The 20,622-nt window shown below is 39.5% G+C and carries 20 protein-coding genes; 3 read left to right on the top strand and 17 right to left on the bottom strand.

Going from position 1 to position 20,622, the window contains the following annotated elements:
• The 6 genes from AC6UDG_RS05840 to cdaA form a co-directional block, all read right to left on the bottom strand.
• Positions 1 to 315 carry a hypothetical protein gene (locus tag AC6UDG_RS05840; RefSeq protein WP_500696028.1) on the bottom strand — a complete coding sequence of 105 codons (315 nt, stop codon included), beginning with the start codon at positions 313 to 315 and terminating at the stop codon, positions 1 to 3.
• Between the two features lie 57 nt (positions 316 to 372).
• Entirely contained in the window at positions 373 to 1,518 is a 1,146-nt protein-coding gene (locus tag AC6UDG_RS05845) for an ABC transporter ATP-binding protein (RefSeq protein ID WP_500696841.1), read from the bottom strand.
• 145 nt (positions 1,519 to 1,663) lie between these two features.
• Positions 1,664 to 3,481, bottom strand: a complete 1,818-nt coding sequence (gene glmS, locus AC6UDG_RS05850; protein ID WP_500694314.1) for a glutamine--fructose-6-phosphate transaminase (isomerizing) — start codon at positions 3,479 to 3,481, stop codon at positions 1,664 to 1,666.
• 201 nt (positions 3,482 to 3,682) lie between these two features.
• Positions 3,683 to 5,035 carry a phosphoglucosamine mutase gene (glmM, locus tag AC6UDG_RS05855; RefSeq protein ID WP_500694313.1) on the bottom strand — a complete coding sequence of 451 codons (1,353 nt, stop codon included), beginning with the start codon at positions 5,033 to 5,035 and terminating at the stop codon, positions 3,683 to 3,685.
• A 17-nt stretch (positions 5,036 to 5,052) separates the two neighbouring features.
• Positions 5,053 to 6,024 carry a CdaR family protein gene (locus tag AC6UDG_RS05860; RefSeq protein WP_500694312.1) on the bottom strand — a complete coding sequence of 324 codons (972 nt, stop codon included), beginning with the start codon at positions 6,022 to 6,024 and terminating at the stop codon, positions 5,053 to 5,055.
• A gap of 2 nt (positions 6,025 to 6,026) precedes the next feature.
• On the bottom strand, positions 6,027 to 6,875 hold the full coding sequence (gene cdaA, locus AC6UDG_RS05865; protein ID WP_500694311.1) for a diadenylate cyclase CdaA: 849 nt from the start codon (positions 6,873 to 6,875) through the stop codon (positions 6,027 to 6,029).
• A gap of 167 nt (positions 6,876 to 7,042) precedes the next feature.
• On the opposite strand from cdaA, the gene AC6UDG_RS05870 reads away from it, so the two are divergent.
• Positions 7,043 to 7,693 carry a DUF1361 domain-containing protein gene (locus AC6UDG_RS05870; RefSeq protein WP_500694310.1) on the top strand — a complete coding sequence of 217 codons (651 nt, stop codon included), beginning with the start codon at positions 7,043 to 7,045 and terminating at the stop codon, positions 7,691 to 7,693.
• Positions 7,694 to 7,730: 37 nt separating this feature from the next.
• Here AC6UDG_RS05870 and AC6UDG_RS05875 read toward each other — a convergent pair whose 3' ends face one another.
• Both AC6UDG_RS05875 and murB read right to left on the bottom strand, forming a co-directional pair.
• On the bottom strand, positions 7,731 to 9,842 hold the full coding sequence (locus AC6UDG_RS05875; protein ID WP_500706789.1) for a cation:proton antiporter: 2,112 nt from the start codon (positions 9,840 to 9,842) through the stop codon (positions 7,731 to 7,733).
• A 15-nt stretch (positions 9,843 to 9,857) separates the two neighbouring features.
• The gene (gene murB / locus AC6UDG_RS05880; protein WP_500706790.1) at positions 9,858 to 10,757 is read right to left on the bottom strand and encodes a UDP-N-acetylmuramate dehydrogenase; all 900 of its coding nucleotides are present in this window, start codon (positions 10,755 to 10,757) and stop codon (positions 9,858 to 9,860) included.
• A gap of 100 nt (positions 10,758 to 10,857) precedes the next feature.
• Here murB and AC6UDG_RS05885 point away from each other — a divergent pair, with 100 nt between their 5' ends.
• Together AC6UDG_RS05885 and AC6UDG_RS05890 are read left to right on the top strand one after the other, a co-directional pair.
• Entirely contained in the window at positions 10,858 to 11,628 is a 771-nt protein-coding gene (locus AC6UDG_RS05885; protein WP_500694307.1) for an exodeoxyribonuclease III, read from the top strand.
• 14 nt (positions 11,629 to 11,642) lie between these two features.
• Positions 11,643 to 12,176, top strand: coding sequence for a 3'-5' exonuclease (locus tag AC6UDG_RS05890; RefSeq protein WP_500694306.1), 534 nt, complete (start codon positions 11,643 to 11,645; stop codon positions 12,174 to 12,176).
• Between the two features lie 18 nt (positions 12,177 to 12,194).
• On the opposite strand, the gene AC6UDG_RS05895 is transcribed toward AC6UDG_RS05890, so the two are convergent.
• The 9 genes from AC6UDG_RS05895 to eno form a co-directional block, all read right to left on the bottom strand.
• On the bottom strand, positions 12,195 to 12,683 hold the full coding sequence (locus tag AC6UDG_RS05895; protein WP_500706791.1) for a GNAT family N-acetyltransferase: 489 nt from the start codon (positions 12,681 to 12,683) through the stop codon (positions 12,195 to 12,197).
• A complete protein-coding gene (gene tsaE, locus AC6UDG_RS05900; protein ID WP_500706792.1) occupies positions 12,673 to 13,149 on the bottom strand; it encodes a tRNA (adenosine(37)-N6)-threonylcarbamoyltransferase complex ATPase subunit type 1 TsaE in 477 nt (158 codons plus the stop codon). Before tsaE ends, AC6UDG_RS05895 begins: the two co-directional genes overlap by 11 nt.
• A 15-nt stretch (positions 13,150 to 13,164) precedes the next feature.
• Positions 13,165 to 14,139, bottom strand: coding sequence for a phosphate acetyltransferase (pta, locus tag AC6UDG_RS05905; RefSeq protein WP_500706793.1), 975 nt, complete (start codon positions 14,137 to 14,139; stop codon positions 13,165 to 13,167).
• Positions 14,140 to 14,141: 2 nt separating this feature from the next.
• Positions 14,142 to 14,843 carry a uracil-DNA glycosylase gene (locus AC6UDG_RS05910; RefSeq protein WP_500694302.1) on the bottom strand — a complete coding sequence of 234 codons (702 nt, stop codon included), beginning with the start codon at positions 14,841 to 14,843 and terminating at the stop codon, positions 14,142 to 14,144.
• Positions 14,844 to 14,925: 82 nt separating this feature from the next.
• A complete protein-coding gene (gene smpB, locus AC6UDG_RS05915) occupies positions 14,926 to 15,399 on the bottom strand; it encodes an SsrA-binding protein SmpB (protein WP_500694301.1) in 474 nt (157 codons plus the stop codon).
• A gap of 11 nt (positions 15,400 to 15,410) precedes the next feature.
• Positions 15,411 to 17,750, bottom strand: coding sequence for a ribonuclease R (gene rnr, locus AC6UDG_RS05920; protein WP_500694300.1), 2,340 nt, complete (start codon positions 17,748 to 17,750; stop codon positions 15,411 to 15,413).
• Positions 17,751 to 17,866: 116 nt separating this feature from the next.
• Entirely contained in the window at positions 17,867 to 18,103 is a 237-nt protein-coding gene (gene secG / locus AC6UDG_RS05925) for a preprotein translocase subunit SecG (RefSeq protein ID WP_500694299.1), read from the bottom strand.
• Between the two features lie 86 nt (positions 18,104 to 18,189).
• Positions 18,190 to 19,143 carry an LPXTG cell wall anchor domain-containing protein gene (locus AC6UDG_RS05930; RefSeq protein WP_500696830.1) on the bottom strand — a complete coding sequence of 318 codons (954 nt, stop codon included), beginning with the start codon at positions 19,141 to 19,143 and terminating at the stop codon, positions 18,190 to 18,192.
• A 101-nt stretch (positions 19,144 to 19,244) separates the two neighbouring features.
• Positions 19,245 to 20,564: a phosphopyruvate hydratase gene (gene eno / locus AC6UDG_RS05935; RefSeq protein ID WP_500694297.1), complete on the bottom strand. Its 1,320-nt coding sequence runs from the start codon at positions 20,562 to 20,564 to the stop codon at positions 19,245 to 19,247.
• Between the last annotated feature and the right edge of the window lie 58 nt (positions 20,565 to 20,622).

Raw genomic sequence — 20,622 nt, forward strand, 5'->3', positions numbered from 1 at the left:
TTAACCAATATGGTTCTCTTTTAAAATCATCTGGACTTCATGATCCATTGCTGGGGTTCGTTTCCACTCCTCAAAGTGGTCAAAGTTTTCCTTTGGCATCACATAATTCTGGTTAACATAGTTCTCGTAATTAATGACATGAACGGAGTGAGGAATGTTTAGTTGAAGGATTCGAACCTGTTTAATCATTTTTCGTTCTGCAGCAAGCTCAGCTCGTCCGTTCTGCACCATGTTGCTGATTTCAAGGTACTTAGAACCATCTAATCGCGTAATTTCCTCAATCAATGTAAATGTTTCATGACTCTTCATTGCCATCTAAATCTTCCTCCTAAACAAAAATGCTATTATTCACTTTGAATAATAGCAAAATTTTTATCGTTGTCCCCAGGCATGTTTCTCAAGTTGTTTGTATTCATGCTTAGTGACCATTACTGATTTACCATTTTTCTTCTGGTACCTCATCTTCTTACTTGGGTGAATGATATAACTTGGATGTCTAACAACCGCCATCGTTGGATGACCAGATACATTTACCAAGCAAAAGAAAATCATGGCAAAGAAAACCGCCCACGTCATAATCTTAGTGGTCAACGGCATCTTTTCTTGAATAACTTCACTATAGAACCGCTTATGGATGGTTCGTGCTGGATTAGGATCATTCGGGTGATCCTCAGCATACTCATTAGTAATTTCCTTTTGATACTTATCAATATCAAAATTCTTCTGAATGGTCTTTTCTTTTTTCTGGAACTGTTTTTTCTCTTTTTTGCTTAACGATTTAAACCACTTTATGAACTTCTGATATTCGGAGACGACTTCTTCCATCGGACCAATTTTCCGTAGCTTCCCGTAGTTAATCCAAGCAACTCGGTCACACAACAAACGCACCTGCTTTAGTGAATGAGATACAAAGATGATGGTCTTACCTTCTTCTTTAAATTCATCAATCTTATCAACACATTTTTGGTAGAAGGTATCGTCACCAACGGACAAGGCTTCATCAATAATCAAAATGTCTGGCTTAATGTGAACGGCAATGGCAAAGCCAAGTCGGGACCTCATACCACTAGAATAGTCTTTTACTGGTTGATCAACAAAATCACCAATATCAGCAAAGGCAATGATATCATCCATCATGTCATCAATTTGGTGGTTTGTAAGTCCCTGCATCAATGACTTCATTCGGATGTTTTCACGGCCAGTTAAATTCTTTCTCAATCCAGCGTTAATCGCAACAATCGAAGTATCTCCGCGCACGTCAACTTGGCCGGTCGTTTGCGGAATAATGCCAGAAATAATGTTAGAAATGGTTGACTTTCCTGAACCATTTACACCAATGATTCCCAATGCTTCACCAGGCTGAACGGTAAATGAAATTCCCATCAAAGACCAAAAATGTGGGGTTTTATTTTTCCTTGATAATGAGAAAAACGACTTTAACTTGTCAGATTGAGTCTTGAACATGTCATACTCTTTGGTGACATCTTGTACTTTAATTTTATAATTTTTTTCAGTCATGGTTTACTTCCTAAATTCAAAATTACAACTGACACGATAATAAAATAATACGAGAAAATTACTAAAATGTAAAGAAAGTTCAGTACTCAACGATGCTTCAACAACATAATAAAAGAGCTACCAAGAATGGTAGCTCTTAAAAACATTATTCAACTGTAACACTTTTAGCAAGGTTTCTTGGACGATCAACGTTCAATCCCTTGTTCAAACTAGTGTAATAAGCAATTAGTTGAGCTGGAATGACACTAAGCAGCGGTGTTAACAACTCATCAACGTCCGGGATCACAAACGTATCACCATCTTGAGCTAGACTTTGTCGCACGATCGTCAAAGCACTGGCACCACGAGCTGCAGTTTCTTCCAGATTACTACGAGTTAATCCAGCGGTCTTCTTCTGGGTGATAATACCAATCACTGGAGTGCCCTTTTCAATCAATGCAATCGTTCCGTGCTTAAGTTCACCAGAAGCAAAGCCTTCCGCATGGACATAAGAAATTTCTTTTAACTTCAATGCTGCTTCAAGGGAAACAGTGTAATCAACCCCACGGCCGATGTAAAAGGCCTGTTTAGCATCAACGAAATATTTCTTAGCAATTTCATCAATCTTATCTTTTTCTTCAACAATTGACTGCATCCCAGTCGCAACCAAACCCAATTGTCGTGCTAAATCAAAATCTTTTGCGACCTGACGATTACCCCGCATACCAACGGCCTTTGCCAAAATGGCTTGGATTGCAATTTGAGCAGTATATGCTTTAGTTGAAGCAACTGAAATTTCTGGACCAGCATTAAGCAACATCGTGTAAGTTGCTTCGCGTGACAATGTCGAATTAGCAACATTAGTAATGGTTAAACTAGGAAAATGATGCTTGTTAACGTTCACTAAAACTTCCCGACTGTCAGCGGTCTCCCCACTTTGAGTCAAAAAGATAAAGAATGGTTTCTTAGAAAGCAATGGATCTTCGTAAGCAAACTCGGATGAGACGTGCACTTCAGTTGGAATTCCAGTGTACTTCTCCATCAAATCTTTACCGACTAATCCAGCATGATAACTGGTACCAGCACCCACGATATAGATTCGATCTGAATCAAGGATGGTATCCATTACGCCACAACCAACGTTCATGTTTCCGTCTGCATCAAAGTACTCTTTAACTAATTTTCTCATGACATTGGGTTGTTCATCAATCTCTTTAAGCATGTAGTAAGGATAAGTCCCCTTATCAGACGCACTTGGATCAATGGTTACCTTGAACTGATGACGCTCTACTGGCTTACGGTTTTCATCAAGGATGGTTACCTTATCAGGCTTTACAATCGCAACGTCACCATCAACCACCTCAAGAAAAGTATCAGTAACGTCTAACATAGCAATTGAATCAGAACATACTACGTTGAAACCGTCACATAATCCAATCAACATGGGGCTTTTGTTTTTGGCTGCATATAAAGTATCTGGATCTTCTTTATCCATTAAAATGAAAGCATATGAAGAATTCTTAAGGAGTGAAAGCATCTTAATGAAGGCATCCTTTGTACTCATTTTGTCTTCAGTCACAAACTTATCAACCAATTGAACCGCCACTTCGGTATCAGTTTGACTATGAAACTTAACGTCTGATAAGTATTCTTTCTTCAGTTGTTCATAGTTTTCGATCACACCATTGTGAACCAGATAGAACCGGTTGTCATCTGAGAATTGTGGATGAGCATTCTCAATGTTTACCCCACCGTGAGTAGCCCAACGAGTGTGTCCAATTCCGGCAGTTCCCTGTACTTCTGGCCCAATTTTTTTCTTTAAATCGTCGATACTTCCAGTCGTTTTCACTAAATAATCTTTGTGGTCTTTTCCTTCCACAAAGATTCCGGCTGAATCATATCCTCGATATTGTAATTTTTCTAATCCATTAACTAAAATGGATGTCGCATTCTTATTGCCTGTAACTCCAACGATTCCGCACATGGGAATGACCTCTCTTTAAAATTGGTATAGATGTATTTAAATTTTATTTATATACTTAACATCTTTGATAATAAAGGTTTCACAAGTGTTTGTCAAATATAAGTTAGAATTGGTATAGCACTGATGAACGAAATTTAATAAAAATTTAAGCATAATAAAAGAGTTAACAAACGTTAACTCTTTTATTAATTCGTGATTGCTTTATTCAATTCCCATATCGTCTCTAACAACGTCGGCAATTTTGTTTGCATACTTATCACTTTCTTTTTGAGTCGGAGCTTCCACCATGACTCTTAACAGCGGCTCAGTCCCACTTGGTCGAACCAAGACACGACCATTACCATTCATTTCATCTTCAACATCATCAATGGCCTTTTTAACATTATCATGATCCATCGCGTGCTTTTTGTCAGAAACCTTCACGTTAACAAGACTTTGAGGATATTTTTTCACTTCGTCTGCTAATTCGGAAAGCGGTTTACCGGTTTCTTTCATAATATGCATTAATTGCAGACTGGTTAGCATCCCATCTCCAGTGGTATTAAAATCCAAAAACACAATGTGACCGGACTGTTCGCCACCTAGATTGTAACCATTGGCTTTCATTGATTCAACCACGTATCGGTCCCCAACTTTAGTTTTCACACTATTTAAGCCGTTGGCTTCCATGGCTTTGTACATTCCGAGGTTACTCATCACTGTCGTAACAATGGTGTCATGCTTTAATCGACCATTAGCATCCATATACTTACCACAGATGTACATAATCTTATCACCATCAACGATGTTTCCCTTTTCATCGACAGCAATGCACCGATCACCATCACCATCAAAGGCAATCCCTAACTGGGAACCATTTTCAACAACCATTTTTTGCAACTGTTCTGGGTGAGTGGAACCGACGTTATCATTAATGTTTAGTCCATTAGGTGAGGTCGCCATTGTTTTAAAGTCAAGGCCAAGGTCAGCGTAAAGGCGGGGAACCAAGTTGCTGGTAGCCCCATTTGCGGCATCAACTGACACCTTAATCCCACTTAATTCATCTGGAATCGTTTGGGACAGAAAGTGAAGATACTTTTGCGATGCTTCGGTGTACTCTGCTGAAGTGCCTAATCCCTTTGCTGAGGGACGTGGTAAGTCATCAGTATCACTTTCAAGAATCTTCTCGATGTCAGCCTCGATGTCATCGGACAATTTATATCCGTCACCGCCAAAGAATTTAATTCCATTGAACTCAGCGGGATTATGTGAAGCCGTAATCATAACTCCGGCATCAGCACTTTGATCTCTAACCAAGTATGCTACTCCGGGGGTAGTGACAACTCCGAGTTGAACCACCTCAATTCCAACGGACAACATTCCAGCTACCAAAGCATCTTCCAACATTTGTCCAGAAATTCGTGTATCTCTTGATACCAAGACACGTGGCTGATGATCTTGAACACTGTGCTTAGTCAGAGCATAACCACCTGCACGACCAGCCCGAAAAGCCAATTCTGGGGTTAAGTCTTTATTCGCAACTCCTCTAATTCCATCTGTTCCAAAATATTTCATATATAGTCCTCACTTTATTACTTATTCTTTGCGTTAATCTGTACTTTAACCGTTTCCGGATCCAAGCCACTTACTTTGGAGTTACCCGCATCAAGTGAAACCGTCTTAGTATTATCACCGGACATGTTTTCGACATCAACGTCGGCATTAACCGAATTAATCCCATCAATCGTGTCTTTATCACCTAACAATAACACATCAGATGGATCACACTTAACGTCATAGGTCTTACTAGCCTGCTTATTAACTAAATTAACCTTGACTGGTACCCTCTTATTATCACCTGCTGAAACCGGTAAATCAACCGAACTTGTTGATGGGGTAATAATAACGTTGATGGTCTTTCCTTTTTTGTCTAAAGCCTCAATCACCGCATCCTGTTTTATATCACGCTTGGTGTTAGGCTTCAAGTTAGTTTTAGCAACTACTGAATCAATTCGATTAATTTGATCACTCGGTCCAGTCACTTTTGCAGAACTGACGTCTAACGACGGCTTTCCGGCCTTATAACCAGAAGCAATGTTTTTCTTGTCGTAGACAGCTTTTACGGGGAACTTAACGGTCCGACGTGGTTGAATGTTAACTTTAATGCGAGCAGGTTTAATCTTACTCTTAATGTCAGAATTTAGACCCTGCTGTTGTAATTTAACGATGTGTTCTCCGGGCCCCAAATTACTAAGGTTAGCATACACCTTAAAGTTCTGGGTATTAGCGGTTGTAGTGACTAACGCCGACGGCCCTGACAACTGGACGTTAACTTTTTCTGGATAGCCAATTACAAAATACTTGTCTGAGTTTACGTTGAGCTGTAATGGAACTGACAGTGTCTTGGTTTTATTAGCTGCCATCTGGGTGCTTTTAGTCGAATTACTGGTACTGTTAGTGAGACCCATATCATTTTTGCCATCATGAACATAGAAAAACAGTGCAATTGTAAAGACTAGTGCCAAGATAGCATAGAATAATTTACTCCGAAAAGATTTTTTCATGGCTACTTGTCACCTCCGAAATGCTTCTGAAAGAAACTAATCGCACGAGTCACAATCGTTGGATGTTGCTCCTGTCGATCACGAGGAATCAACTGACTTCTCAGGTATTTCAGGTAATCCTCCTGAGTCATCCCACGAAGAAGCTCATTGTTTCTAGTGATTGAAACTTCTCCCGTTTCTTCTGAGATAACAATCGTTAAAGCATCGGAAACTTCCGAGATTCCAACGGCAGCACGATGACGAGTTCCCAATTCCTTAGGGATCAAATTACTCTGCGATAACGGTAAGTAGGCAGCCGCTGCAGCAATCTTATCATCCTTAATGATGACCGCTCCGTCATGAAGAGGCGTATTGGGAATAAAAATGTTAATTAATAACTGACTTGAAATGTCAGCATCAAGCTTAATCCCGGTCTCAATGTATTCTTCTAGCCCGGTATGCATTTGAATGGTGATTAACGCTCCAATTCGACGCTTAGACATGTATTGAATTGCTCCATCTAAAGCATTAATCATTTTTTTGGCTTTTTCATCCTGATTCTGGGTTGCTCTAAAGAGTGAGCCGCGTCCTAATTTTTCAAGTCCGCGTCTAATTTCAGGTTGGAAGATGATAATGCATCCAATAACTCCCCAATTGATAATTTGATCCAGAATCCAAGATACCATCGTCAGTCCTAAATACCAACTGGCAATTTTAGCGATAATAATTACAATAATGCCGCGAAAAAGTTGCACTGCCCGAGTGCCACGAAGAAGCATGATTAACTCGTATATCACGAGCCAGACAACCAATATATCAATTAAGTTGCTTAGGTTATGTAATGTAAATAAGCTACTCCAATCAATCCCCATAGAACGACCTCCAATTTGTATATTATTATATCACTGAATTATTGCTGAAATAAAGGCAGTTAACTAATTCCAAATATTAAAAAAATTAAATTCTATGGTTAAATTTCTAGTTTTTTTTTCTAATTTGGGGTTTAATTTATATATAGAAGAAAAGGGGTCAAATTATAATGTCACAAAATAAAAGATGGCAAGTTAGAATATTTTTCATCGGGTGGATCGTGCTTTTATTCATGTTTCTACGTGATACACGCTTCGGTTTTTTAGCGCTCAACACCCTTTTAGGATACATCCCAATTGAACTTAGTTTCCACATCGGTAACAAACCACACCAAAATAGTTTCGTGTTCTGGATCCTATCACTTCTGTGGTTATTGTTCTATCCCAATTCACCCTACATTCTGACCGACCTACTTCATCTCGCTTGGCTACATCCTGATGAAGCCAATGGGTTACTTCGACTTGATCCGCACGTCTGGTTTTTATACACATGCCTGATGATCAGTGCATTAAGCTGTGCCTTTATCGGTTTCTGGAGTTTAGTCCACGTTGCTAAGGCCATTGACGTTAAAATTCATTTATCCGGTAATTTTTCTAACTTCGTTACAATTGTGATTCTAACGGTTGCAAGTTCCATCGGACTATTCATTGGACGGTTTATGCGAGTCCACACAATTTACCTCATCCTTTCACCGAGGATGTACATTCGACCATTTTTAAACATGTGGAATATGCACATGGTCGTATTCGTATTTTTGATGACCGTTCTACAGTTAATGATCTACTGGATTTATTCCATTATCAGTAATAATAAGGAATAATATAAAATCCCCCACTTATCAATAAGTGGAGGATTTTTTAGTTATCATTCAACATTAGCGTTTCCTTATAATTAATGTCCTGACGCAAGTGAAGCCCCATCGCGTGACTAACTTTTTTATTATTAATCAATTGTTCCACAGCGCGACGTTCTGCTTCCAGTGCGACCGACCGTAATCTTAGCAATTGATACTCAAACACTTCATCATCTTCGTCGGGATCGTCGTATGAATTGGCCCGCTCAATCTGACTCTGATAGAAAGTGACAATAAAGTGAACAATTTGTGAGTCAAAGTCCTGACCATTAATGTCGCTTCGACTTAAAAAGTCTGAAATAGCATCAATGGCGGCTTGATCACCAACAATCGTAACAAGGCGTAATTCACTCTTGGTCTTTTTACTTTCTGATTCACTTACCTGCCAGGTTTTAATGGAATGAAGAATCGATGAAAACCATCCCGGATAGTACCAGTGATTTTTTCGATAGCCGTCGTAACCATTTGCAAACATTCGACGTTCCTCACGATTAATCCTTCGATTTGCAATCCAGTAAGTATCTTTTGAGATTTGTTGTTCACGATACAAATCTTTAACCGCGTCACGTTTTCCTTTTAAAGCAACTCGTCTCAAACTAAGTTCTTCATTGAGAGACGTACTTTCTGCACTATCGTCTCTCGTCTTTCTTAAAAGTTTTCGTAACTCAACCTGATAATCCAAAACAATATCATATACCGCTCGTTCATTATCATTGGTCTTATTATTTTCAAGACTGACAATGGCACTCTTTATGATGTAAATCCGAGCAGCATCTTCCGAAATATAGCCCTCCTGCTCATCTTCTTCATCTTCCGTCTCATCATCATCTTCATCCTTATCAATCAATGAGGCTCGGGTCTGAAGTGAACTAGCATCTGGGGAAATGATTGGCAAGATAATGGTAGCCGCAACTAAACTGATCACGATAACCATTGCGGCAATAAAAAGCATCAAAGAACGGTCGGGAAACTCCTTTCCATTCGATAAAAATGCGGGAACCGAAAGAATTCCTGCCATGGTAATGGCACCACGAACCCCGGAAATTCCAGCCAATAGCGCAACCGACAAACTGGGCTTCTTATTGGACCGTTTAGTAATGTAGTACGAAAAGAATTCGTATCCTAAAATCCAGACCACTCGAATTACCAAAAGAGCCACCCAAACGGCAAAAGCAATCCCAAACGAAGCTAAAGTTCGATATTCCGATCCATTGATGACCACCCTAGTAGCAACCGGTAATTCAATACCTAAGATTAAAAACACAATCCCGTTTAAACAGTAAACAATGACATCCCAAGTACGATTGGTCAACAAGTTGACTTCTGGTGACTTGGTATTGGTAACGTTAGTCTGTAAGTGATCAATAATCCCAGCGGCAACCACCGCAATAACTCCCGAAGCATGAAGAAGATCTTCAGCAATTACATAAATAATAAACGGTGTCAAGATGTGCAGGACGACGTTAAAAATCACGTCATTGAAGTGTACCTTTAATAACAAATTACGAAGAACAATAATTAAAGACATTCCAACAATTCCAATGATCAAACCCACTAGTGCGGTATAAACAAAATCAACCGCAGCGTGTTCCAAAGAAAAGTAACCGGTGACAACTGCAGCAATCGCATATTTAAACGCAATTAGTCCACTAGCATCGTTAATCAAGCTCTCACCTGATACTAGATGCAAAATATTACTTGGAAGATGAACACGCTTTGAGATGGACTGAACGGCAATTGGATCGGTTGGAGACAAAATCGCAATTAGAGCAAAACAGGCTGCCAGTGGCATTGATGGTACCAGCAAATTAACGAAATAACCGCCAATAATGGTTGTAATGAACACCAACCAGATGGCATTTTCAAAAATGGGACCACGTAATTCCCAAAGTTCTCGTTTTGGAAAGTCACGACCATCATTAAATAGCAATGGTGCGATGAACAGCAATAAAAACCAGTCCGTGTTTAAATCAATTTTGAATTTAAAGAATAATGCTAATCCTAAACCAAGCAAAATTTGAATCAAACTAACTGGAATCTTAGTGACATAGTGAGAGATAATGCTAGAAAGCAGGACTAAAACTATTAATGTGATGACTGCTTCAACTATTACCATAAGCTATGTTTCCTCCTATTTTGGCTCACCAATAATTCGAACCTCAGTCTCAAGGTGAACCCCATTATCTTTATACACAGTTTCCTGAACGTGCTTAATCACATTCAAATAATCAGTAGCGGTGGCACCACCAACGTTAATGATAAATCCGGCGTGTTTTTTGGACACTTCAGCTCCGCCAGAGCGATATCCCTGTAGTCCAGCATCGTGGATCAACTTTCCAGCAAAGTATCCTTTAGGACGCTTGAAAACACTCCCACATGAAGGCCATTCTAAAGGTTGCTTTGACCTTCTCAGGTAGTTCAAATGATCCATCTCGTTTTGAATCTCACGTTTATTCCCAGGTTCAAGTCTAAAGGTCGCTTCCAAAACAACGTCCCCATAGTCTTGAATACTACTATGACGATAACCAAAGTCTAACTGGTCGTTGTTTAAAACAATAATCTCACCCTTACGCGTCAAAACCGTGGCTGATTCAAGTGCATACTGGGTCTCTCCCCCATAAGCACCGGCATTCATAAACACTCCGCCACCGACACTGCCAGGAATCCCAGCAGCAAATTCTAATCCAGTCAAACCGGCTTTTTGAGCAGCCTTAGTTGCATCAATGTAAGCAGCCCCAGCCTCGGCAATTACCCGATGGTCTTCAGTTCTAATGTTATTCATTTGGGTCAAAATCATGGTTAACCCACGAATTCCACCATCTCGTACGATTAGATTACTGGCATTTCCCAGCACAGTGAGCGGCATTTTAATTTCATTTGTATAATTTAATAATTCTTCGGTTTCTTTAAATGATGAAGGAAATGCAAGAAAATCAGCTTTCCCACCAGTTTTAGTCCAAGAATACTTGGAAAGTGGTTCATCTTTTAAAATTTTAATATCCTTGAATTTTTTTGTTAAGTCTTCAGTCATTCGTCATTTTCCTTTCTAATTATCCATATTACATTCTAGCACGTTATCATTATTTAAACACTTCTGATCGTGCTATACTGGCATTAAAGGAGGGGATACAATGAATTTTATCTCATGGAACGTAAATGGTTTACGTTCAGCAGTTAAAAAGAATTTTTACGAATTTTTTAATGAAACTGATGCTGACTTTTTTAATGTTCAAGAAACTCGAGTTCACGAAAATGATATTGCTTTAGAAGTACCAGGTGACTATTACCAGTACTGGGACTCAGCGGAACGCCCCGGCTACTCAGGCGTAACTACTTTCACAAAGCATAAAGCTGATAACGTGTTTTATGGTGTTGATGGAAGCGACACTGACACCGAGGGCCGTTGTTTGACACTCGAATATCCTGACTTTTATTTAATTAATACCTACGTACCCAATTCAGGCGAAGAGCTGCAAAGACTCGACTACCGTCTTGATTGGGACCAAAAATTTATTACCTTTGTAAGTAAACTTGCTGAAAGAAAGCCGGTCGTGATCGGCGGCGATATGAGCGTTGCTTATCAACCAATTGACATTGATGACCCAGAAGAAGATCACCACAAGGCTGGATACACCCAACAGGAACGTGACGATTTTGGTCGATTATTAGCTTCTGGATTTGTAGATACCTTTAGAGCACTTCACCCTTACCAAAGTGGTGCCTATACTTGGTGGAGTTACCGTTACGACGAGCGAGCCCAAAATCGTGGTTGGAGAATGGATTATTTCTTGGTTTCTAACTCAATTCAAGATGACGTTGCCGAGTCAAACATTCTTGGTGAGGTAACCGGCTCAGATCATGCTCCGATCCAATTAATTACTGATGGACTTAAGATTGATTAGAGGAGAATTGTTAAATGAATTTTGCGGCAATTGACTTTGAAACTGCTGCAGGCCAACGGGCTAGCGCTTGTTCGGTCGCATTAACGGTAGTAAGAAATAACGAAGTCGTTGATGAGTTTTACTCATTAATTAACCCCGAATGTGAGTTTAACTGGCGCAATATCAATGTTCATGGTATTCATGAAAAAGATGTAATTGACTCACCAACCTTTCCAGAGGTGTGGGATCAAATTAGCCCCCTCTTTGATAGAAATAAGCTGGTGATTGCCCACAACAATAATTTTGATAATAGTGTATTAAAAAAGAGTCTGGAAAGGTATGGTTTATCAAAACCACACTATCAGACTCTTGATACCGTTAAGACTTCCAAAAAGTTTTACCCTGGATTTGTTAACCATAAGTTGAACACGGTTAGTGAGAACTTAGGGATCGAATTAAAACACCATCATAATGCATTAGATGACAGCTTAGCGTGTGCTAACATCTTAATTTATGAATACCAGCAGTTTGGCAAAAACGCTGTTAAACCGTTCGTTAAGTTAATATAAAAAGACTGAGATATTTTCTCAGCCTTTTTTTACGTTCATTTTCATTTCAATAACATGATCGTTTTGATCACTGGTGATAAATCCTAATTTTTTGTACAATCGAAAAGCCCCTACATTGGACTTTAAGACCGTCAATCGCAATTCATTAAGGTGACTAAAAGTGCCCACCCAGTCAATGGCTTCCTGAATCAGATGGGTTCCAAGTCCAATGTCCTGATAATCAGCTAAAACGGCGACACCAAGTTCCCCGGCAGTATTGGCAACCTGACTAATGCTCAAAACGCCAATCAATTTCGTACCATCGACTGCCACTAAGATGATGTTAGTACCAGTGGCATTCACGGCGTCAATGGCCTTCGCTTCGGTCTCAGCAGTCAATTGATCGATCTGAACATCCGTTGTAAAGTTGCTGGATTCTTGACTTAATTGTTTCATTAATTCGATTAACGCTTCCGCATCATCTGAAGTAGCAGCACGAATCGTAATTTCTTCATTATCACTTGCCAAGCACTAAGTCTCCTGACTTTAAAATCGAATCAAAATGCTGTCCCTTAGCAGTCATTTCAATTGTCCGATCGTTATCCCCCAGATCATCATTTCTAGTAAATCTGATTCTCAAATACTGGTCGGGAAGTTCATCCTCCGCAAATTTGGACCATTCAACGACGCTGACTCCATCACCGTTAAAATATTCATTCAGACCTAATTCGTCGGATCCTCCCTCTTCAAGACGATAAACGTCCATGTGATAAAGGGGCAACCGTCCATTTTTGTATTCCCGAATAATGGTAAAAGTCGGACTTTTGATGTTTCGCTTAATTCCGAGACCTTTTCCAAGTCCTTTTGTGAAGGTGGTTTTTCCCGCGCCAAGGTCGCCATCGAGTAAAATAACGTCTCCAGCTTTTAAATCCGGGGCGAGTTCTTCGCCTAATTTTTCGGTTTGATCGGGATTATCAACCTTAAATTTAATCAATTCAATCGCCTCAAATTAAAGTGCTTGAGTAGCCGTGATAATGGCTACCTTGTAAACATCCTCAGCATTGCATCCCCTCGATAAATCAGAAACTGGTTGATTCAATCCCTGAAGAATTGGCCCAATGGCTTCAAATCTACCTAAACGCTGGGCAATCTTGTAACCAATGTTTCCTGACTGAAGCTCTGGAAAGACAAAAACGGTTGCCTGACCAGCAACGTTTGAACCAGGTGCCTTACTCTTTGCAACCGCGGGAACAACCGCAGCATCAAATTGGAGTTCCCCATCAATTGGAGTATCTGGATCTAACTTTTGGGCAATCTTGGTTGCACTTTGAACTTTATCGACTTCTGGTCCCTTAGCTGAACCCTTGGTTGAAAAACTAAGTAAGGCAACTTTGGGATCGATATCAAACAACCGGGCTGTATGTGCACTTTCAACGGCAACTTCACCAAGTTGTTGATCATCAAGTTCAATGTTAATGGCACAATCTGCAAACAAGTAACGTGTGTCACCCTTTTGCATGACAAAAGCACCACTAATCAACTTCACACCTGGTTTAGTTTTAATAATCTGAAGTGCTGGACGAACCGTATCACCAGTTGGGTGAGCTGCACCGGACACCATTCCATCAACGGTTCCCATGTATACCATCATCGTGCCAAAATAATTCGGATCTTTCAACCATTGCTGAGCTGTTTTTTCCTCCGTTTTGCCATTACGCCGTGCAACAAGTGATCTAACCATCTCGTTGAACGTGTCAGAATCAACGTTTTGGATATCAATGATGGTAATTCCGTCTAAATCATTTCCATTTTCTTTAGCAACTTGTTTGATTTTGTGGGGATCACCCAATAACGTTGGTTCAACCAAATTATCTTTTTTAAGCCGACTAGTTGCTTCAATAATTCTTGGATCTTCCCCTTCAGGAAATACTAACTTAATGTTTTTATCGTTAATCTTTGCTTTCAAACTATCAAAAAGGTCCATAATTAACTCTCCTTATTAGTGGCAGTGACGTGTTCCGGTAATTTCCAGTTAATCGGCGTCTCACCCATGGCTTTTAGTGCTTCATTCGTCTTTGAAAACGGTTTTGAGCCAAAAAAGCCTCGATTCGCAGAAAGGGGACTTGGATGAGCCGACTGAATCACAATATTAGCGTCAGTATTAATCAACTTAATCTTATCCCTAGCAGCCCTTCCCCATAAGATAAAGACAACCGGTTCAGGACGCTTTGACAATTGTTCAATAGCATAATCAGTGAGTCTTTCCCATCCTTTGCCACGATGAGAAAAAGCCACTCCATCTTGAACGGTCAAAACGGAGTTTAATAACAATACCCCTTGTTCAGCCCAACTCTTTAGATAACCGTGATTAACTGGTTTAATGCCCAAATCACTTTGTAATTCCTTATAAATATTCTTTAGAGATGGTGGAACAGCTACGCCTGGCATTACCGAAAAGCTAAGACCATTGGCTTGATTAGGACCATGATATGGATCTTGTCCCAGAATAACGACTTTCACCTTACTAAATGGGGTCCATTCAAATGCCTGAAAAATATGGTGCATTTCTGGATAAATCGTCTTGTTATTATACTCTTCAACCAAAAAACGCCTTAACTTTTGATAATATGGTTTCTCAAATTCTGGCTCCAGAATCGGCCACCAGTCGTTATGAATAAACGGTTTCACTATTAACACCTCCAACTTATTCTACCATAAAATGTGAATTTTTAGGCAAGCAAAAAGAGAGTGCAATAGCACTCTCTTTTAATTAATAATGTTTCATAACGCGATCAATTTGCCGTTGAGTATCACGTTGCTTTATGGTTTCACGTTTATCATATTCACGCTTCCCTTTAGCAACCCCAATCAGCACCTTAGCGTAGCCATGTTTTAAATAAACTTTTAAGGGAACAATGGTAATTCCCTTAGTCAAAGTCGCTTCACCAAGTTTTTTGATCTCTTTTTTATGCAACAACAACTTTCGATTACGCAATGGATCATGATTAAACTGGTTTCCTTGCGCATACTCACTGATGTGGACATTCATCAAATAAGCTTGTCCGTTTCTCACCTGCACGAATCCGTCCTTTAGATTCATACGGCGTTCTCTAACTGATTTAATCTCAGTTCCCGTTAGTGAGATGCCAGCTTCATAAGTATCAGAAATAAAGTAATCATGTCGGGCCTTTCGGTTAGTTGCCATTACGTTCTTTTCAGTTGGTTGATGCTTTTTTCTAGCCATGTTCCCATCCCCTATTTTTTGCGACTATTAGATGGTTTGGTTCTGATTTTAAACGAATGACCTTTTTTACCGTTCTTTCTACGATCTTGATTCTTATAACTCTGACGACGATTTTTTCCATCAGAATGTTTGCCACTGTGATGGTGCTTATCATTTTTATGTTCCTGTTTTGGGAGAAGTTCACTCAATGGAGCATCTTCTGGTTTAACGATCTCAAAGTCAACGGTCATCTGATCAACGTCGGCCGCAACACATTTAACCCGTAACGTTTGTCCAATCTTATAAGTTCTTCTGGTATTTCTACCAACAAGCGCCAAGTACTTTTCAACGTACTCATAGTAATCATCATTCATCTTGCTGATATGAATAAGACCTTCAACGGTGTTTGGAAGTTCAACGAACATTCCGAACTTCATCACTGAAGATACAACGGCATCGTATTCCTCACCAATATGTTGAGTCATGTACTCAGCCTTCATCATCGAATCAACGTCTCTTTCGGTGTCAACACCGCGACGCTCAGTTTCTGAACAGTGAACCGCAACTTCTCCAACCTGGTCAGCATAAGTTTGTTTGGTAACATCATTAATCCCATTATCTTCATAATAATGAACTAAACGATGAACAAATAAATCAGGATAACGTCGAATTGGTGAAGTGAAATGGGTGTAGTATTTGGCACCTAATCCAAAGTGTCCAACACATTTATCACTATATTTGGCCTGTTGTAAACTTCTAAGCATCATTACTGATACCATTGTTTCTTCAGGAAGTCCGTGTACTTTACTTAAAATGTTCTGTAAAGTCTTGGGAGTTAAGTGATCTGGATCAGCCTTTACTTCAATTCCAAAGGCAGTTAGGAATTCAAAGAAGTCCTTAACTCGCGTTGGATCTGGCGTCTCATGGACACGATAAATGAACGGAACTTTAAGCCGATAGTAAGTTTCAGCAACAGTTTCGTTTGCAGCCAACATGAATGATTCAATCATTCGTTCAGCTAAACCTCTCGTTCTAAGTTTAATATCAACGGGTTTACCTTCTTTGTTCATGATGATTTCTGCTTCATCATCATCAAAGTCGATCGCCCCACGACGCTTTCTTTGCTTATATAAAATTCGGTGTAACTCAGCCATGGTTTCAAACATTGGTACTAAATCATGGTATTCTTCTCTCGTTTTCTTATCATGTGATTCAAGAATATTATTAACAGCTGTATATGTCATTCGAGCTTTCGACTTCATAACACTCGGATGAATCCGCTTTTTGACAACTTTCCCTTGGGGATTAATTTCCATATCACAGCTTAAACATAACCGTAACTGTCCCTCGTTTAACGAACAAATCCCGTTTGATAGACGGCGAGGCAGCATTGGAATAACTCGGTCGGTCAAATAAACTGAAGTTCCACGTTTATACGCCTCACGATCAAGTAGTGTTCCTTGTTTAACGTAGTGACTAACGTCAGCGATGTGAACCCCTAAATGATAATTGCCATTTGGTAATTTCCATGCCGTGACGGCATCATCCAAATCTTTGGATGATTCTCCATCAATGGTAACTAACGTCTGATCGGTAATATCTTCTCGTCCTTTGGTTTCCTCAGGCAAAACATGGTCCGGAATAGCATCTGCTTCTTCTAGAACATCTTCTGGAAATTGAGAAGGAACATCATGAGCATAGACAACCTGTAAAATATCAATTCCAGGGTCATCAACACTTCCAATTACTTGTTTCACAATTCCAACCATGTAATCCGGATGCTCGTTACTTGGATATTCCGTAATATCAGCAGTAACCACTTCTCCTGGAGTAGGATGAAGACCAGCATCTACCACGTAGAACTTGAATCCTGCTAATTTTTTGTCTTTTAAAACAACCTGACCAAGATAACCATGATCATCATCAGTCTTACGAAATTCACCAACCACATGAGTGTAATGATGTTCTAAAATACTAACCACTTTAGCTTGTGGACCCCGATCAGAATCTTTTTCACCTGGCTTAGTAATCTGAATCTCAACCTTATCCAGGTTCATTGCATGCATCGTTTCATCAGGTGCGATAAAAGCATCAGGTAATTCATCGTCATATCTAACAAAGCCAAATCCCTTTGGATTAGAGTGGAAAATCCCCTCTAGCTTCAACTCACTTGGATTAACCTTAAAATCACCGTTTTCAGTAACCACAACGGCACGGTCTCGTTCCAGTGAAGCGAGCTCTGAAACGATTAATTTGAAAGCTGATGATCCATGATAATTCAAATCATCAGCTAATTTTTCGACACTATAACTTTGATCAGGATGTGATTGTAACTCCTGCTCAATTTCATTTTTTAATTTATTATCTTGCAATATATTTTCCTCTACAATCCAATTGACTTATACGTCAATTATAAATCTCATTCTTTAATAAACGCTAGTAATCCGCTTTAAATGCAAAAACCCCCTGTTTAACAGGAGGTTTTTTATTAATGTGATGAAATCCACATTAGAATTAATGCGATACCAAAGAAAAAGATTCCTAGTACCACAGTCACTTTTTGCATAAATGCCTCAAAGCCCCTCGGCTTGGACTCAGAGGAAGAATCGTTTGCACCACCAGAGAGTGATGACATTGCATCATTATTTTTAGAAGGTTGCATTAAAACTGCACCAATAATGAGAATACTAACGATCCATAATAATATCATCAAAAGATTATTCAAAAAAATGCCTCCTACCCATCAGCTAAACAGGCTTATCAATACTTTAATTAGTTTAGCATAAACTAGGAGTTATTTCCAGTCCATCATTATTTCTCAGTTCGATTGGTCCTAATATACAAAATCGAACTGAACAGCAAAATTACCATTCCAATCAGTGAAAGAAGTTTGCTGGTGCGTTCCCCGGTTTGAGGTAACCTTTTAGCAGGTTGGCGATTCGTATGGGTTCTGTTTACCCCATGTTTACTTCTTCTCACGTGAACCGTTGCCATTGGATCGTGGTTCGCATCTAGATACGGAGCGTGATGAGTGAAATTACGTCGATTATACTTGCTAATTCCGTTTTCATTTGGCATTTGAACAGGACGACGCCCAGATCTTTTTTTACCACGTAACAACACTGGATTCATCCCATTTTCAAGTACCTTCTTCGTGGGTTCATGCTGATCTTTCTGCTTCTTACTACTCTGACTGATACGTTTTGCCATTGGCTCACTGTGATTCCCAGCTATCTTTTTATCTGGGGCGATTCTACCTGATTCATGAGGTTGTTTATCTGGCAGATCTTGAGAATGAGCGGTTTTTTTGGTCGGTTCAGCTGGTACGATTGGTTTACGATTATCAGCCGGTTCAACTGGACGATCGTGCTTATGATCATTGGATGGAACTGTTCCACCAGTATCTGGATGATCGTTACTTGGAATTGGTTTAATCGGAATGTGAGGTGACGGAATCGGCAAATCTTCGTCTTTGTTGTAGTTAAAAACGACCACGTCGCTTCCCACATAGATTGGCGGAATACTTTTATCTAAATGAAACCCAGGAATTAGTGGCGCCTTGATATCAGCTCGATTTTTGACGTTCACTCTGGCAATGTCAAAGGCATACGATGAATCCTTTTCTCCGTCCTTATTTACCCAATGTTTATGAGCAGTAATGGTGTATTCGCTTGCCCTCACATTTGGAGTGAAAATCTTCAGTGATAATCCAACTGTAATTGCAATTAATGCTAAAAATAATGAAAATTGTTTTGTAATATTCATGTTTCTCCTCCTCTTTCTGTGATTAAATACGAGGAAGGTTTACGAACTCACGAAATTTATGTAAAAAAAACACCTTCATAACGAAGGTGTTTTTAAATCAATTATTTTTTGATGATTGCTTCTTTTGCTTCTGGACTCAAGTTGTAGAATGAGTTAATTCCCTTGTACACAGCAACTGATCCTAATTGATCTTCAATTCTCATCAATTGATTGTACTTAGCAATTCTTTCACCACGACTCATTGAACCAGTCTTGATTTGACCAGTGTTTAAAGCAACAACTAAGTCTGAAATAGTGGTATCTTCAGTTTCACCAGAACGGTGAGAAATAATTGCAGTGTAACTAGCTTCCTTAGCCATATTAACGGCATTAACAGTTTCAGTTAAAGTACCGATTTGGTTAAGCTTAATCAAGATTGAGTTAGCAACGTTCATCTTAATACCCTTTGATAGGTACTCAGTGTTAGTAACGAACAAATCATCACCAACGATTTGAACTTTCTTACCTAAGCGCTTAGTTGCCATTTGCCAATCTTCCCATTCGTTTTCATCTAATGGGTCTTCGATTGAAATGATTGGGTATTTTTCAACGATGCTGTCAAGCAAAGTGATGAATTCATCAGCATTGTATGATTTACCGTCACCAACCAAGTTGTACTTCTTAGTGTCGGCATTGTAGAATTCTGAAGCGGCACAGTCAAAGGCAATTGAAATGTCCTTACCTGGCTTGTATCCAGCACGCTTGATTGCTTCAACTAAGATTTCAAATGGCTCTTCGTTATTCTTCAAATCAGGTGCAAATCCACCTTCATCACCAACAGCAGTTGAGTATCCACGTTCTGCTAAGATTGCTTTCAAGTTATGGAATGTTTCTGATCCCATTCGAACAGCTTCTCTAAATGATTTTGCACCAATTGGCATAATCATGAATTCTTGGAAATCAACCTTGTTGTTAGCATGCTTACCACCATTGATAACGTTCATCATTGGAGTTGGAAGAACATGTGCATCGAAACCACCTAAGTAGTTATATAATGGAACGCCAAGTTCGTCAGCTGCAGCTCTAGCAGCAGCAATTGAAACGGCTAAGATTGCGTTAGCACCTAACTTAGCCTTATTTGGAGTGCCATCAAGTTTGATCATAGCTTGGTCAATACCTAATTGATCAGTTACATCGAAACCAACGATTTGTTTGGCAATAATGTTATTAACGTTGCTAACAGCTTTAGTAACACCCTTACCCATATATCTATTTTTGTCTCCGTCACGAAGTTCTACGGCTTCGTGTTCACCAGTTGAGGCACCAGATGGGACGATTCCACGGCCCATTGCACCGTCTTCTGTGTAAACTTCAGCTTCAACAGTTGGATTTCCACGTGAATCCAATACTTCGCGAGCATAAATATCAGAAATAATTGACATGTTATCTCTCCTTAGTGAATTTGTTACCTATATTTAAAGGTCAACTTAATTCTATTAG

The sequence above is a fragment of the Fructilactobacillus sp. X2R1C1 genome, from assembly GCF_059901435.1.

Coding starts and splice junctions, on each gene's coding strand:
- AC6UDG_RS05840 (WP_500696028.1), bottom strand. CDS start 315: ATGGCAATGAAGAGTCATGAAACATTTACATTGATTGAGGAAATTACG.
- AC6UDG_RS05845 (WP_500696841.1), bottom strand. CDS start 1,518: ATGACTGAAAAAAATTATAAAATTAAAGTACAAGATGTCACCAAAGAG.
- glmS (WP_500694314.1), bottom strand. CDS start 3,481: ATGTGCGGAATCGTTGGAGTTACAGGCAATAAGAATGCGACATCCATT.
- glmM (WP_500694313.1), bottom strand. CDS start 5,035: ATGAAATATTTTGGAACAGATGGAATTAGAGGAGTTGCGAATAAAGAC.
- AC6UDG_RS05860 (WP_500694312.1), bottom strand. CDS start 6,024: ATGAAAAAATCTTTTCGGAGTAAATTATTCTATGCTATCTTGGCACTA.
- cdaA (WP_500694311.1), bottom strand. CDS start 6,875: ATGGGGATTGATTGGAGTAGCTTATTTACATTACATAACCTAAGCAAC.
- AC6UDG_RS05870 (WP_500694310.1), top strand. CDS start 7,043: ATGTCACAAAATAAAAGATGGCAAGTTAGAATATTTTTCATCGGGTGG.
- AC6UDG_RS05875 (WP_500706789.1), bottom strand. CDS start 9,842: ATGGTAATAGTTGAAGCAGTCATCACATTAATAGTTTTAGTCCTGCTT.
- murB (WP_500706790.1), bottom strand. CDS start 10,757: ATGACTGAAGACTTAACAAAAAAATTCAAGGATATTAAAATTTTAAAA.
- AC6UDG_RS05885 (WP_500694307.1), top strand. CDS start 10,858: ATGAATTTTATCTCATGGAACGTAAATGGTTTACGTTCAGCAGTTAAA.
- AC6UDG_RS05890 (WP_500694306.1), top strand. CDS start 11,643: ATGAATTTTGCGGCAATTGACTTTGAAACTGCTGCAGGCCAACGGGCT.
- pta (WP_500706793.1), bottom strand. CDS start 14,139: ATGGACCTTTTTGATAGTTTGAAAGCAAAGATTAACGATAAAAACATT.
- smpB (WP_500694301.1), bottom strand. CDS start 15,399: ATGGCTAGAAAAAAGCATCAACCAACTGAAAAGAACGTAATGGCAACT.
- AC6UDG_RS05930 (WP_500696830.1), bottom strand. CDS start 19,143: ATGAATATTACAAAACAATTTTCATTATTTTTAGCATTAATTGCAATT.
- eno (WP_500694297.1), bottom strand. CDS start 20,564: ATGTCAATTATTTCTGATATTTATGCTCGCGAAGTATTGGATTCACGT.